Source organism: Pseudomonas sp. P1_F1_2, from assembly GCF_056405815.1.
Window position 1 is genome coordinate 1 of the sequence record NZ_JBFUBK010000046.1, and the last position, 14,329, is coordinate 14,329.

At 59.4% G+C, this 14,329-nt stretch carries 12 protein-coding genes; 8 read left to right on the top strand and 4 right to left on the bottom strand.

Going from position 1 to position 14,329, the window contains the following annotated elements; genetic code table 11:
* The first annotated feature begins 415 nt into the window (after positions 1 to 415).
* The 7 genes from AC1D2P_RS15440 (at position 416) to AC1D2P_RS15470 (ending at position 8,332) form a co-directional block, all read left to right on the top strand.
* Positions 416 to 2,074: a Na/Pi cotransporter family protein gene (locus AC1D2P_RS15440; protein ID WP_046031036.1), complete on the top strand. Its 1,659-nt coding sequence runs from the start codon at positions 416 to 418 to the stop codon at positions 2,072 to 2,074.
* 55 nt (positions 2,075 to 2,129) lie between these two features.
* Entirely contained in the window at positions 2,130 to 3,518 is a 1,389-nt protein-coding gene (locus AC1D2P_RS15445) for a M16 family metallopeptidase (protein ID WP_109786882.1), read from the top strand.
* Positions 3,519 to 3,737: 219 nt separating this feature from the next.
* Positions 3,738 to 4,766 (top strand): DUF5924 family protein, encoded by a 1,029-nt coding sequence (locus AC1D2P_RS15450; RefSeq protein ID WP_046031039.1) that lies wholly within the window; start codon positions 3,738 to 3,740, stop codon positions 4,764 to 4,766.
* A gap of 54 nt (positions 4,767 to 4,820) precedes the next feature.
* On the top strand, positions 4,821 to 5,969 hold the full coding sequence (locus tag AC1D2P_RS15455; protein WP_109786883.1) for an ABC transporter permease: 1,149 nt from the start codon (positions 4,821 to 4,823) through the stop codon (positions 5,967 to 5,969).
* Positions 5,966 to 6,769 (top strand): ABC transporter ATP-binding protein, encoded by an 804-nt coding sequence (locus AC1D2P_RS15460; RefSeq protein ID WP_109786884.1) that lies wholly within the window; start codon positions 5,966 to 5,968, stop codon positions 6,767 to 6,769. The genes AC1D2P_RS15455 and AC1D2P_RS15460 overlap by 4 nt, the downstream gene beginning before the upstream one ends.
* A gap of 1 nt (position 6,770) precedes the next feature.
* Positions 6,771 to 7,709, top strand: coding sequence for an MlaD family protein (locus AC1D2P_RS15465; RefSeq protein WP_109786885.1), 939 nt, complete (start codon positions 6,771 to 6,773; stop codon positions 7,707 to 7,709).
* Positions 7,706 to 8,332, top strand: coding sequence for an ABC-type transport auxiliary lipoprotein family protein (locus tag AC1D2P_RS15470; RefSeq protein WP_109786886.1), 627 nt, complete (start codon positions 7,706 to 7,708; stop codon positions 8,330 to 8,332). Before AC1D2P_RS15465 ends, AC1D2P_RS15470 begins: the two co-directional genes overlap by 4 nt.
* A 56-nt stretch (positions 8,333 to 8,388) precedes the next feature.
* Here AC1D2P_RS15470 and AC1D2P_RS15475 read toward each other — a convergent pair whose 3' ends face one another.
* The 4 genes from AC1D2P_RS15475 to AC1D2P_RS15490 form a co-directional block, all read right to left on the bottom strand.
* Positions 8,389 to 9,618 carry a nucleoside recognition domain-containing protein gene (locus AC1D2P_RS15475; protein ID WP_046031044.1) on the bottom strand — a complete coding sequence of 410 codons (1,230 nt, stop codon included), beginning with the start codon at positions 9,616 to 9,618 and terminating at the stop codon, positions 8,389 to 8,391.
* Between the two features lie 199 nt (positions 9,619 to 9,817).
* Positions 9,818 to 11,149, bottom strand: a complete 1,332-nt coding sequence (gltP, locus tag AC1D2P_RS15480; RefSeq protein ID WP_046031045.1) for a glutamate/aspartate:proton symporter GltP — start codon at positions 11,147 to 11,149, stop codon at positions 9,818 to 9,820.
* 859 nt (positions 11,150 to 12,008) lie between these two features.
* Positions 12,009 to 12,173 carry a DUF1328 domain-containing protein gene (locus tag AC1D2P_RS15485; RefSeq protein ID WP_003177151.1) on the bottom strand — a complete coding sequence of 55 codons (165 nt, stop codon included), beginning with the start codon at positions 12,171 to 12,173 and terminating at the stop codon, positions 12,009 to 12,011.
* An 83-nt stretch (positions 12,174 to 12,256) separates the two neighbouring features.
* Positions 12,257 to 12,544, bottom strand: a complete 288-nt coding sequence (locus AC1D2P_RS15490) for a hypothetical protein (protein WP_109786887.1) — start codon at positions 12,542 to 12,544, stop codon at positions 12,257 to 12,259.
* A 434-nt stretch (positions 12,545 to 12,978) separates the two neighbouring features.
* On the opposite strand from AC1D2P_RS15490, the gene algB reads away from it, so the two are divergent.
* Positions 12,979 to 14,325: a sigma-54-dependent response regulator transcription factor AlgB gene (gene algB / locus AC1D2P_RS15495; RefSeq protein WP_046031047.1), complete on the top strand. Its 1,347-nt coding sequence runs from the start codon at positions 12,979 to 12,981 to the stop codon at positions 14,323 to 14,325.
* Positions 14,326 to 14,329 lie beyond the last annotated feature (4 nt).

Consider the following 14,329-nt stretch of genomic DNA (forward strand, 5'->3'; position numbering starts at 1 on the left):
AATGCTAATGCTCGCTTCCTGTTGCGTCAACTGGAGGGCGCGAGAGCGGAAATGGCCTTGGCAGTGAGTGCCTACAACCTAAAACGCGCAATTAGTGTGCTCGGGGCCCGCCAATTGATGGCGTTAATGGGCTGAAAGGCTTTTTTCGCCTGTCGCCCGCACCAAAACAAACGCCCCGAACAAGTCGGGGCGTTTGTTGGGCCGGCCTTCAGCGCGTTTTCACACAGTCTGTTCGGGCCCCTTTTTCACGCCTGCATAAAACCGTTTTCATGACACTTTTGTTTCAATCACTTCCTTGGCTATGTAATGCTGGCGCTCAGACCGTTAGCCAACTACAGCTTAAGTACAGAACGTAGAAAAACGCGCGGTACCGTCAACTTGCCCCGCTGGGGCGCGACCATCACAGGGGGCCTTTATGCTCACCCTGCTCAATTTGTTATCGGCCGTGGCCTTGTTGATCTGGGGCACGCACATTGTCCGAACCGGCATTTTGCGGGTCTACGGGTCCAACCTGCGCCATGTGATTGGCCAGAACATGTCCAAGCGCTGGCTGGCGTTTCTCTCCGGGATCGCGGTGACCGCGATGGTCCAGAGCAGTAACGCCACCGCCATGCTGGTCACCTCGTTTGTCGGCCAGGGCCTGATGGCGCTGACTCCGGCACTGGTAACCATGCTCGGGGCGGATGTTGGTACGGCGCTGATGGCGCGGGTGCTGACCCTGGACCTGTCGTGGCTGTCGCCGCTGCTGATCTTTGTCGGGGTGATTTTATTTCTGTCGCGCAAACAGACCCGACTCGGGCAGATGGGGCGCGTGGCGATTGGCCTTGGGCTGATCATTCTGGCGTTGCAACTGATTGTGGAGGCTGCTGCGCCGATCACCCACGCCAAAGGGGTAAAAGTGATCTTCGCCTCGCTGACCGGCGACATTTTGGTCGATGCCCTGGTCGGCGCATTGTTCGCGATGATCTCCTACTCGAGCCTGGCCGCCGTGCTGCTGACCGCGACCCTGGCCGGTGCCAAGGTGATCAGCTTGCCGGTGGCCATCGGCCTGGTGATTGGCGCCAACATTGGCAGCGGCGTCCTCGCGTTCCTCAGTACCAGCATGCAGAACCCCGCCGGGCGCCAAGTGGCGCTGGGCAGCCTGTTGTACAAACTGATCGGCCTGTTGTTGATCATTCCGGTGCTGAACCCATTGGTACACTGGCTCGATAGCCTGGACTTCAGTCCCCAGGAAACAGTCATTGGCTTTCACTTGCTCTACAACAGCGTCCGCTGCTTGATCCTGCTGCCGACCGTCGGTCCGATGGCCAGGCTGTGCGCCTGGCTGTTGCCGGAGCGGCCGGAAGTCAACGGAACCGCCAAACCCCGCCATCTCGATCTCACCGCGCTGGTCACACCGAGCCTGGCGCTGGCCAATGCGGCCCGGGAAACCCTGCGCATGGGCGATCTGATCGACAACATGCTGGAAGCGATGCTCGATGTGTTGAATGGCAAGCAAACGGCCGTTACCCAGGAAGTGCGTCGTCTGACCGATGATGTCGACGCACTCTACAGCGCGATCAAGCTCTATCTGGCGCAAATGCCCCGCGAAGACCTCAGCGACCAGGACAGCCGGCGCTGGGCAGAAATCATTGAGTTGACGATCAACCTCAAGCTCGCCAGCGACCTGATTGAACGCATGCTGCGCAAGGTTCAGCAGCAGAAAACCTCACACCGCCGGTCCTTTTCCGAGGTCGGGCTGGAGGAGTTGTCAGGATTGCAACGTCAGTTGATCTCCAATTTGCGGCTAGGATTGTCGGTGTTCCTGAGCGCTGACAAGGAAAGTGCTCGCCAGTTACTGCGTGAGAAACGCCGTTTTCGCGCACAGGAGCGGCGTCTGGCCCATGCCCATGTCAGCCGGTTGCAGCTTAAGATTGTGCAAAGTATCGAGACCAGCTCGTTGCATCTGGAGCTGATCGCCGACATGAAACGTTTGAATTCGCTGTTCTGCAGCAGTGCGTACGTGGTGCTTGAAACGTCCGACACCGGCGCGCTGGCGGTCGATGATTTGGCTGACATCACGCATTCACCCTGAACGTCCACCGTTGTCTGAAGTCTGTTGAACTGCGCTCGCCGTATGGAAGCTCGTTATGCGTTGCCTGTTGTTTGCCTGTTTGTTGCTTGGCTCACTCCCTTCGTTTGCCCTGGATCGCTTTCAGGTCGAGGGTTATACGCTGCCCAATGGCCTGCAATTGCTGCTCAAGCCGGGCACCGAGCGCGGGCATGTGGCGATTCGTCTGGTCGTCGGCGTCGGTCTGGATGATTTCAGCTGCGATGACAAAGAACTGCCCCACCTGCTGGAGCACTTGCTGTTCAGTGGTATCGATGCCACCGGCGAAGGCGGCCTGGAAGAGCGCATGCAAGCGCTGGGGGGTGAGTGGAACGCGTTCACCAGTAACGCCGACACGACATTCGTCATCGAGGCACCGGCGAAAAACCAGCGCAAGGTCCTCGACCTGTTGCTGGCGCTGTTGACCCAGACCCGAATCGACGACAACGCCATCAACGCTGCCAAGCAAGTGGTCGAGCGCGAAGATGGCGGTCATTACACACACCTGCAACGCTGGCTCGATCGACAGGACCTCGGTCACACGGCCAGTAATCAACTGGCGGTGGAGCTGGGCCTCAAATGCCCGCAGCGCGCCGAAGTCGATCACCTGACCCGCGAGCAACTGGAGAAAGTCCGCAAGCTTTGGTACGCGCCCAACAACATGACCCTGATCATGGTCGGCGACCTCGACCGATTGCTGCCGGCCTATCTGGAGCGGGCATGGGGTGAGTTGAAAGCGGTCGACCCGAGCGAACACCTGCCCCTGCCGGAAATTCGCGCCAGTGCCGCTCACGAGCGCACGCTGAGTAGCGGTTTCCTTGGCGGCGCGGCCAAGCTGCACTGGCTGGTGCCGGAGCCTGTACTGGACGATCAGCAAGACGAAACGTTAGACCTGCTCAAGGACTATCTGGACTGGGCGCTGTATCGCCAGATGCGCCTGGTCCACAGTTTGTCCTACGGGCCTTCCGCCGAGCGCGAGCTGTTTGGCGGTGTGGGCTTCATGAGCCTGAACGCCGACCTTGAACGTGACAATGTGCCGGAGGCTGAACAAGTCCTCGATGAGTTGAAAGCCCGGTTGCTCAAGGACGGCCTCGACAGCGACACATTCAACCGCCTCAAACAGGCGGCTATTGCCCGCCAGGCCTGGGCCGTGCAGGGCAATAGCGCGTTGGCCGATTATTACTGGAGTGCCCTTGGAGATTACGAGGACGGACGCTTCGCTGACCCGGCCAAAGAACTGCAAGGCGTAACACTGGAGGAAGCCAACAAGGCGTTGCGCGAGTTGTTGCTGCAACCGGGGTATTTGCGGATCGAGAAGCCACTGATGAGTGATGACCAGTTGGTTTTGGTGATTGGCGGGGTGTTGGCGCTGATTGCGCTGATACTGCTGAGCTGGCGCTTGCACCGAAAATCGCCGCCGCCGGTGTAGCAGCTGCCGAAGGCTGCGTTCGGCTGCGAAGCAGTCGTTAAACCCTTCACCACGGTGTATCAGGAACATTTGACACAATAGATTTGCGACTGCTGCGCAGCCGAACGCAGCCTTCGGCAGCTGCTACACGGGTTCCGGCTCCGGCCGCGGGCCTCGCCACACCGCCCCCCGGCGGGTAACCTGTCGAGGATTTTTCCTACGACGAATGTGAACCGCCAAATGCCGACCCTGACCCTTTTCGTCCAGCGCATCCTGGAATTGATGAAGCGCTATCCTGGGGTCATTGCGCTCGGCGGGTTCATTTCCGGTGTCGGCAGCTTCATCCTGGTGGATCGCCAGCAAGGCCTGGCGACCTGGATCACCATCATTATGGTGCTCAGTTGGGTCTGGCTGATGCTGGAAAACAGCCTGACCAAGCTGTTCGCCAAAATCTTCAAACGCGAAATTCCCCAGCCGCTGCTGCGTTACGCCACGCAGATGATCCACCAGGAAAGCCTGTTCTTTGTCCTGCCGTTCTTCTTCATCACCACCACCTGGAACAGCGGCCAACTGTTCTTCACCGGCCTGCTGGGTATTGCGGCGCTGATTTCCATCACCGACCCGCTCTACTACAAATGGCTGGCCCCCCGGCGCTGGGCGTTCCTGGCGCTGCACACGCTGACCCTGTTTGCCGCGTTGCTGACCGCCCTGCCCGTCATCATGCACCTCACCACGTCCCAGAGTTTCAAGTGGGCGCTGGGTATCGCCGTGCTGCTGTCGTTCCCGAGCCTGGCGTCGATCTTCCCGATCCGTACCGTGCGCAACGCCTTGGCGATTCTGAGTATCACGCTGGGCATCGGTGGCCTCGGCTGGGTCATGCGTTCATGGGTGCCGCCGGCGACCCTGTGGATGACCGACGTGGCGATCAGCACGCAAATGCAGGACCGCACCCCCGGCAAGAGTCTGGATCAAGTCAGCGCCGAGCAGATCCGTGGTGACGGGTTGTACGCCTACACTGCGATCAACGCCCCGCGCGGCCTGGATGAGCGGATTTATCACGTGTGGCAGTTCAACGGTAAAGAAGTCGACCGCATCCCGCTGGATATCCACGGTGGACGCAAGGAAGGCTACCGCGCCTGGACGCATAAGCAGAACTTCCCGGGCAACCCGGCAGGTAAATGGCAGGTCCGGGTGCTGACCGAAGACGGTCAGCTTATCGGTGTGCTGCGCTTCACCGTAACGGACAGCACACCGACCAAAGAAAAGTAACGCGGTTCGTGCTATTACGTAGCTCTACGCATTTACCGAACAAGCACGGAGTTTATGACCAGCAGCACAATGGCCGGCAATGCCCAACTGGACGCTTCTCACTCCCCTGCACAGCTGCGGGTTACGGGTGACTGGACGCTCGCCCATTACGCTGATCTCAAGCACCTGTGCGAAAAACTTCGCGACCAATACAACGACGACACCCACATCGACCTCAATCATCTGGGCGCCCTCGATACGGCCGGCGCCTCGTTGTTGGTGGAGTTGCTGGGGGCCGAGCGGCTCGGTCGCTCCGCCGAACATCCCGATTGCACGCTCTCCACTGCCGATCGCGCGTTGCTGCAAACCATCTACTGCTCAATGACCAATTTCTGCGTACCGATCAAGGAACCGGAAGTCAGCGTCAGTATTCAATTGTTGACCCGAATTGGCCGCGCCGTGGACACGGTCTGGCAGGACACCCTGCAACTGTTGGGCTTCGTCGGGCTGATTATCGAAACCATCGCCCGCGGCCTGTTTCAACCCAAGCGCTGGCGCATCACGCCGATGGTGGCGCACATCGAACAAACCGGTCTCGATGCCGCGCCCATCGTCGCCCTGCTGACGTTTCTCGTGGGCGCGGTGGTGGCGTTTCTCGGGGCGACCGTGTTGGCCAATTTCGGCGCGACGGTATTTACCGTGGACCTGGTGGCCTTTTCATTCCTGCGTGAGTTTGCCGTGTTGCTCACCGCCATCCTGATGGCCGGGCGCACTGCCAGTGCGTTCACCGCGCAGATCGGCTCGATGAAGGCCAACGAAGAAATCGACGCCATCCGTACCTTGGGCCTCGACCCGATGGAATTGTTGGTGGTGCCGCGCGTCCTGGCGTTGCTGGTGTCGTTGCCGATGCTGACCTTCCTGGCAATGGTCTCGGGGATTGTCGGCGGCGGCGTGGTGTGTGCGGTGGCGCTGGATATTTCACCGGCAATGTTTCTGTCGCTGCTGCAATCGGACATCGGCGTTCAGCACTTTCTGGTCGGGATCGTCAAAGCGCCGGTTTTCGCCTTTCTGATCGCCTCGATTGGCTGTCTCGAAGGCTTCAAAGTCAGCGGTAGCGCCGAGTCGGTGGGCGCTCACACCACGTCCAGTGTGGTCCAGTCGATTTTTGTGGTGATCGTGCTCGACGCCGTGGCAGCGCTGTTTTTCATGGAGATGGGCTGGTGAGTCGTTTACCCCGAGCGCCTTCTGAGGCGGTGATCGAAGTCCGTGGGCTGTGCAATCGCTTCGGCAGTCAGAGCGTGCACGAAAATCTCGACCTCGATTTATACAAAGGTGAAATTCTTGCCGTGGTCGGCGGCTCCGGCAGCGGCAAATCGGTGCTGCTGCGCAGCATTATCGGTTTGCGGCAGCCCAGTGAAGGGGTGGTGAGGGTTTTCGGGAAAAACCTGCCGACATTGTCCGAACATGAACGCTCGATGATTGAACGACGCTTCGGCGTACTGTTCCAGCAAGGCGCCCTGTTCACTTCGCTGACCGTGACCGAAAACGTCGCCCTGCCCCTGATCGAACACGCCGGCCTGAGTCGTGAAGATGCCGAACACTTGGCGGCGGTCAAACTGGCACTGGCCGGGCTGCCGCTGTCGGCAGCTGACAAGTACCCCGCTGCGCTGTCCGGCGGCATGATCAAGCGGGCGGCGCTGGCCCGTGCGCTGGCGCTGGACCCGGACATCCTGTTTCTCGACGAACCCACCGCCGGCCTCGACCCGATTGGCGCGGCGGCATTCGATCAGTTGATCCTGACCCTGCGTGACGCGCTTGGGCTGAGTGTTTTTCTGGTGACCCACGACCTCGACACGCTCTATACCATCACCGACCGCGTGGCGGTGCTGGCGCAGAAAAAAGTGCTGGTGGCGGACGCCATCGACAAGGTCTCGGAAACCGACGATCCGTGGATTCACGAATACTTCCATGGCCCTCGCGGCCGCGCGGCGCTGACAGCCGCTCAACAGTTGAACGAGGTCTGACATGGAAACCCGAGCCCATCATGTATTGATCGGCCTGTTCACCGTGATTGTGGTGGCGGGCGCCCTGCTCTTCGGCTTGTGGCTGGCCAAGTCCAGCGTCGACACCGAGTTCAAGGATTACGAAGTGGTCTTCAACGAGGCGGTCAGCGGCCTGTCCAAGGGCAGTTCCGTGCAGTACAGCGGGATCAAGGTTGGCGACGTGGTGACGTTGCGCCTGGACCCCAAAGACCCACGCCGGGTGCTGGCGCGAATTCGCCTGGGCGGTGACACTCCGGTCAAGGAAGACACCCAGGCCAAGCTCGCACTGACCGGCGTGACTGGCACTTCGATCATCCAGCTCAGCGGCGGTACGCCACAAAGCCCGGCGCTCAAGGGCAAGGACGGCAATCTGCCGACCATCGTAGCCTCCCCCTCGCCTATCGCGCGCCTGCTCAATGACAGCAATGACCTGATGTCTGGCGTAAATACATTGATGCAAAACGCCAACCTGCTGTTCTCCACGGAAAACGTCGAGCGCATCAGCAAGACGCTGGAGCATCTGGAACAGACCACCGGCACCATCGCCGATCAGCGTGGCGATATCCGTCAGGCGATGCAGCAACTGGCGTCGGTGGGCAAGCAAGCCAACACCATGCTGGATCAAACCACGGCGTTGATGCGCAACGCCAATGGCCTGCTCAATGACCATGGCAAGCAGGCCATCGGCAGCGCCGAACAGGCAATGAAGTCGCTGGAGCAGTCCACGGCGACGATCAACAAGTTGCTCGTCACCAATCAGGAGTCGCTCAACAACGGCATGCAGGGCCTCAACGGCCTGGCCCCGGCCGTTCGCGAGCTGCGCGAAACCCTGACTTCATTGCGCGCCATCTCTCAGCGCCTGGAGGCAAACCCCAGCGGTTACCTGCTGGGCAGCGACAAGAATAAGGAATTCACCCCATGAAACTGACTCGTATCGCCCTCCTCGCCGGCTTCACGCTGATCAGTTCGTGCTCGATTCTGCCCAAGCCAGAGCCGTTCGATGTGTATCGATTGCCTTCGGCCCAGAGCAACGTGTCAGCCAGTCATGGCACGCCGCAACGCTGGTCGTTGCGCTTGAATAAGCTCCACGCCAGTGATGCGTTGGACGGCCCGAACATTGCGGTAATTCCTCAAGGCGATCTGATCAGCACCTACAAAGGCTCACGCTGGAGTGACCCGGCACCGGTGCTACTGCGCAATCGTCTGCTGGACGGCTTCCAGCAGGACGGCCGGGTACCGCTGCTGAGCACCGATGACAGTATTTTCCACGCGGACCTGGAGTTGGGTGGCCATTTGCAGTCGTTTCAGACCGAATATCAGGGCACGACCGCTAGCGTGGTCGTGAGCCTGGATGCCGTGCTGGTGCGTGGCTACGATCAGCGAATCCTCGCCAGCCGGCGCTTCGAAGTGCGCCAGCCGTTGAGCGATGTGAAGGTGCCGGCGGTAGTGGTCGGGTTTGGCCAGGCGAGTGACCAATTGACGGTGCAGGTGGTGAATTGGGCGGTTGAGCAAGGGCAAAAATCCGCCCCGCCACCTAAACCCTGAAACCAACACGGACCCCTTGTAGGCGTGAGCAGGCTCACTCCTACAGGGGATCGTGGTTAACCGAAGAACCAGTAACAAACCCCGATGGCGCCAAGCACCCCGGCCAATTCAGCCAGCAACGCACACCCCACCGCATGCCGCGCGCGCTGGATGCCTACCGCGCCGAAGTACACCGCCAGCACATAGAACGTCGTCTCGGTGCTGCCCTGGACCGTGGCCGCCACCAGCGCCGGGAAGCTGTCTACGCCGGACGTCTTCATGGTTTCGATCAGCATCGCCCGCGCGGCGCTGCCGGAGAACGGTTTGACCATGGCAGTCGGCAAGGCATCGACGAATCGCGTGTCCCAACCGGCCCACTCCACCAGATGACGAATGCCATCCAGGCCAAAATCCAGCGCGCCGGACGCCCGTAGTACGCCCACCGCGCAGAGCATCGCCACCAGGTATGGCAGCAGATTCTTGGCCACGTCGAAGCCTTCTTTGGCGCCTTCGACGAACGCTTCGTAGACCTTCACTTTGCGTAACGCGCCAATCACCAGGAACAGCATGATCAGCCCGAATAGCGTCAGGTTGCCGAGGATGGACGACAAACCGGCCAGCGCCGTCGCCGACATCGTCGCCAGCAGCGCCATGAAGCCACCGAGGACGAGGGCGCCGGGAATCAGATACGCCAGCACCACCGGGTCCCAGATGCGCAGGCGTTGCATGAACGCGACTGAGAGGAAGCCGACAATGGTCGAACAACTGGTGGCCAGCAGGATGGGCAAGAACACCAGCGTCGGGTCCGGCGCACCTTGCTGGGCGCGGTACATGAAGATCGTTACCGGCAGCAGGGTCAGGGAGGAGGCGTTGAGCACCAGGAACAGGATCTGTGCGTTGCTGGCCACGGTGGCGCTGGGATTGAGCTCTTGCAGCGCCTTCATCGCCTTGAGGCCGATCGGTGTGGCGGCATTGTCCAGGCCCAGGCCGTTGGCGGCGAAGTTCAGGGTGATCAGGCCGATGGCCGGGTGACCGGGCGGCACTTCCGGCATCAATCGCAGGAACAACGGCCCCAGCGCCTTGGCCAGCCACTCGACAATCCCGGCTTTCTCGGCAATGCGCAGAAAACCGAGCCAGAGGGTGAGGGTGCCGAACAGCAATACCATCACTTCCACCGACAGCTTGGCCATGGCGAAAATGCTTTCCACCATCGCCGCGAAGATCCCGGCGTTACCGCCGATCAGCCATTGCGCCAGCGCCGAAACGGCCGCCACGATGAAAAAGCCAAGCCACAGGCCATTAAGCATCAGTCAAATCCCCCGGAAGATGCGGCGAATGATAGCGGGGTAGCCAGAAACGACAAACCCCGGATTTCTCCGGGGTTTGTTTAGACGCGTAACCGCACTTGTAGGAGCAAGGCTTGCCCGCGATCGGGGCGCCTCGGTTTATCAGATGCACCGCGTTATCGTTCATCGCGGGCAAGCCATGCTCCTACAGGGGGCGTGATCAGTTGCGGGTGGTTTCACCTGCCGGCAGCTTTTCCTTGCTGCGCCAGTGCGGCAGGGAGTTCCAGTAGCGCTGACCCTTGGCATCGTCATACATGCCTTCCCAACGTGCGATGACCAGCACGGCGAGGGCGTTGCCGATGACGTTCAGTGCGGTACGGGCCATGTCCATGATGCGGTCGACGCCGGCGATGAATGCCAGGCCTTCCAACGGAATCCCCACGCTGCCCAAGGTGGCCARCAACACCACGAAGGACACGCCTGGAACGCCGGCGATGCCTTTGGAGGTGACCATCAGGGTCAGTACCAGCAACAACTGCTGGCTGATCGACAGGTCGATGCCGTACAGCTGGGCAATGAAGATGGCCGCGATGCTTTGGTACAGAGTCGAGCCGTCGAGGTTGAACGAGTAGCCGGTTGGAACCACGAAGCTGCAAATGGCTTTCGGCGCGCCGTAGGCTTCCATTTTCTCGATCACACGCGGCAGCACGGTTTCGGAACTGGCGGTGGAGTAGGCCAGCACCAGCTCATCCTTGAAGATGCGGATCAGCTTGATCACCGAGAAGCCGAACAGGCGAGCGATCAGGCCCAGCACCACAAACGCGAAGAAGGCGATGGCGAAGTACACCAGCACCACCAGCTTGGCCAGCGGCAGCAGGGACGCGAAGCCAAAGTTGGCCACGGTCACCGCGATCAAGGCGAACACGCCGATCGGGGCGTAGTTCATGATCATGTGAGTGACCTTGAACATGCTTTCCGATACGCCCTGGAACATCTTCACCAGCGGCTCGCGCAGGTCCGATTGCAGGCTCGACAGACCGAGGCCGAACAACACGGAGAAGAAGATGATCGGCAGCATCTCGCCGCGCGCCATGGCCGCGAAGATGTTCGACGGGATCAGGTTGAGGATGGTTTCGACGAACGCGTGTTCATGCTGAACCTCGGCGGCCGTGGCCTGGTACTTGGAAATATCCACGGTACCCAGGGTGCTCATGTCGATGCCGGTGCCCGGATGGAACACGTTGGCCAGCACCAGACCCACCAGAATCGCGATGGTGGTGACGATTTCGAAGTAGACGATGGTCTTCAGGCCGATGCGCCCGAGCTTCTTCGCGTCGCCGACGCCAGCGATACCGACGATCAGCGAGGAAATCACGATCGGGATCACGATCATCTTGATCAGACGGATAAAGATATCGCCTGCCGGTTGCAGGACGTTGCTGATCCACCAGGCTTTTTCGGCACTGAAATGGTTGAGCAGCGCACCAATTGCAATCCCCAATACCAGACCGATGAGGATCTGCCAGGCGAGGCTAAGCTTTGCCTTCTTCATATCATTACCCTTACTTGCGTTTGACTCAGACAGACGCGGTCACTGGAACGCTTGTGGCGAAAAAGTGTTTGCATCTGCCCCCGTATAAGGAGCCCCGGAGCGCTTGTTATGGCTCTCTGGCAGGCGAAAAAAGGCGCAACTATTCCGATGCAAGGGGGCGACGTCTAATGCCGTAAACGCCTACCCTATGCCGAATCGGCATGAGCTTTTCTAAATGAAACTGGCGTCCCAACCGGTTCGAATACGACATTTCGGCAGCTATAAGTGCCGCGAACCGGCCATTTCAGAGGAGGTTGGGTATTTTTCGTGCGAAGGATCACGGGCTAAAAATTCAGAAAAAACCTACGTTTAGCCGCGAAAAATTAGTGTTATTTGTTCACAGCTTTCTCGATATACGGTCGCGAAGAACCATAAGAAACACTGCGTAATGTTTTTGCGGGGATTTAGCGGAAACAGCATAGGGATATAAAAGCCGTTGTCTGGGGGACAATGCGTGCAGCGAGTGAAGCTCTCCGCAAATTCGCCGAGTCCCGATGACCCGGCGAACTTGCGTCGCAGCTTTTGCCTGACCCGGCCCTTGCGCAGGTACTCCCTGTACCCGTAGGTCACTCCGACCCTGTAACAGTCAGAACGTCCCGGCCCCATGGTCATGCGTCTACCTTCTTCGGGTAGCGCAGTAGAAAGAAGCATGGTGCTTCTTTCATATGACGAATTCGCTACCAGTGCGGATTTTTTTGAGCCGTTCCATCAATCAGTCCTGCATGCCCTGATCGCACTTACTTCACCACGCCGCTTTTGCGACGGCACTACCGCCCAGAAGCTGGGCGGCTGCCCGTGTCTTTTGACATAACCCTAAAGTTCACCCTCGGCCGCGACGGCCAAAGAAGAAGGAGGCGATGAACATCACCAGGAACACGACAAAGAGAATCTTGGCGATACCCGTGGCGGTGCCCGCGATACCACCGAAGCCCAGTACTGCAGCGATGATGGCAATGATCAAGAATGTGATTGCCCAGCTCAACATGGTGATTCTCCTTACGCTTCATTATTTAGAAGTGTCGCTTGTGGTGCTTTTCCCGGCGCGCGGTGCACGCCAAGTTCGTTTACCTAGAACACCCAACGCTCCTGGCGCGGCAGCTCATCCAGCGGTTGAGGCTGGTCGACATCCATCATCCGCATGGGAGCGGTGTCAGCCAGGTTGCTGCTGGCGGCGCTGAAGTGGGTTTGAGCTGCATGTTGAATCGACACGTGCGGCGTCTCTGGCTGCTGGCTCTGTTCCCAACGAAGGAACTGTTGGCCGGTGATCAGCGTGATCAGCAATGCCAGCACAACAAACAAGCCTTGTTGGATGTGCAGTGGCGAGATACGCATTTGGGCGGCACGGTGGCTATTCATCCTGTAGCTCCTCCCACTTTGGTGGTGATCTGTCAGGCGGTTATTTAAATGCCCTGATTACCCAGACCATTGCAGTCGGCATGCCAGCTTTTTTTTGCACATAAAATTCAACAAAAACAATTAGTTATAAAGTTTGTGCAAATCGATTGCGACGCATCCTGCACGATGACCCCGGCAGGGTCGTGCGAATTGCACGATAGATTCACCGCCGCTTTGATTATTTTTGAATTGAGCGACCAGCGCAGATGTCAGAGAGGGAGGCGGGCATTCGCCTGGAACCCGATGTTTGGGTAAAAAACCAGACTATTCAGTGGATTAGGCAAGGTGACAGTAGATAGCTACCCTGCCAGTGCTGGAATGGATCAGAATCGACCATGCAACTTGCCCGATTTATCCGGGACTAACCAAGATAATCACTAAAGGAGCGTAGGAATATGGAATCAGCCACTGTGCATCAAGGCCGCATTCTGCTGGTGGACGATGAGTCCGCGATCCTGCGAACCTTCCGTTACTGCCTCGAAGATGAAGGCTATAGCGTCTCCACCGCGACCAGCGCGGCCCAGGCCGACGCCTTGTTGCAGCGTCAGGTGTTCGATCTTTGCTTCCTTGATTTGCGCCTCGGTGAGGACAATGGCCTGGATGTCCTGGCGCAAATGCGCATCCAGGCGCCATGGATGCGGGTGGTGATCGTCACTGCGCACTCAGCCGTGGACACGGCAGTCGATGCGATTCAGGCAGGGGCTGCCGACTACCTCGTCAAGCCGTGCAGCCCCGATCAATTGCGCCTGGCCACCGCCAAGCAATTGGAAGTGCGGCAGCTGTCCGCTCGCCTGGAGGCCCTTGAGGGGGAGGTGCGTAAACCCAAGGATGGTCTGGATTCCCACAGCCCGGCCATGAAGGTGGTGCTCGAAACCGCCCGCCAGGTCGCCAACACGGATGCCAACATTCTGATTCTGGGGGAGTCCGGCACCGGTAAGGGAGAACTGTCCCAGGCCATCCACGGCTGGAGCAAGCGTCAGAAAAAGTCCTGCATCACGATCAATTGCCCGTCCTTGACCGCCGAACTTATGGAAAGCGAACTTTTCGGTCACAGTCGTGGCGCCTTTACCGGTGCCAGCGAAAGCACGTTGGGGCGCGTCAATCAGGCTGACGGTGGCACGCTGTTTCTCGACGAGATCGGCGATTTTCCGTTGGTTTTACAACCCAAACTGTTGCGATTCATTCAGGACAAGGAATACGAGCGGGTGGGCGACCCGGTGACCCGCCGCGCCGATGTGCGCATTCTCGCGGCGACTAACCAGAACCTTGAAGACATGGTGCGCGACGGCCGATTCCGCGAAGACTTGCTCTATCGCCTGAACGTGATCACGTTGCACCTGCCGCCGCTGCGCGAACGCCGTGAAGACATCCTGACGCTGGCCGACCGTTTCCTGGCCCGTTTCGTCAAGGAATACGCGCGCCCGGCCCGGGCCTTCAGCGATGAGGCCCGCGAGGCGTTGCTGGGTTATCGCTGGCCCGGCAACATCCGCGAACTACGCAACGTGGTGGAGCGGGCAAGCATCATCTGTCCGCAAGAACGAGTCGAAATCAGCCATTTGGGCATGGCCGAAGCGCCGGTCAACAATGCGCCACGCATCGGTGCGGCGTTGAGCCTGGATGAACTGGAAAAAGCCCACATCGGTGCAGTGCTCGCCACGGCGGATACACTGGATCAGGCAGCCAAGACACTGGGTATTGATGCCTCGACCCTGTACCGCAAACGCAAGCAGTACAACTTGTGAGCTG

Bases quoted from the DNA above. Each gene is read 5' to 3' on its own strand.
- AC1D2P_RS15440 (WP_046031036.1), top strand. From the start codon at position 416: ATGCTCACCCTGCTCAATTTGTTATCGGCCGTGGCCTTGTTGATCTGG.
- AC1D2P_RS15445 (WP_109786882.1), top strand. From the start codon at position 2,130: ATGCGTTGCCTGTTGTTTGCCTGTTTGTTGCTTGGCTCACTCCCTTCG.
- AC1D2P_RS15450 (WP_046031039.1), top strand. From the start codon at position 3,738: ATGCCGACCCTGACCCTTTTCGTCCAGCGCATCCTGGAATTGATGAAG.
- AC1D2P_RS15455 (WP_109786883.1), top strand. From the start codon at position 4,821: ATGACCAGCAGCACAATGGCCGGCAATGCCCAACTGGACGCTTCTCAC.
- AC1D2P_RS15465 (WP_109786885.1), top strand. From the start codon at position 6,771: ATGGAAACCCGAGCCCATCATGTATTGATCGGCCTGTTCACCGTGATT.
- AC1D2P_RS15470 (WP_109786886.1), top strand. From the start codon at position 7,706: ATGAAACTGACTCGTATCGCCCTCCTCGCCGGCTTCACGCTGATCAGT.
- AC1D2P_RS15475 (WP_046031044.1), bottom strand. From the start codon at position 9,618: ATGCTTAATGGCCTGTGGCTTGGCTTTTTCATCGTGGCGGCCGTTTCG.
- AC1D2P_RS15485 (WP_003177151.1), bottom strand. From the start codon at position 12,173: ATGTTGAGCTGGGCAATCACATTCTTGATCATTGCCATCATCGCTGCA.
- AC1D2P_RS15490 (WP_109786887.1), bottom strand. From the start codon at position 12,544: ATGAATAGCCACCGTGCCGCCCAAATGCGTATCTCGCCACTGCACATC.
- algB (WP_046031047.1), top strand. From the start codon at position 12,979: ATGGAATCAGCCACTGTGCATCAAGGCCGCATTCTGCTGGTGGACGAT.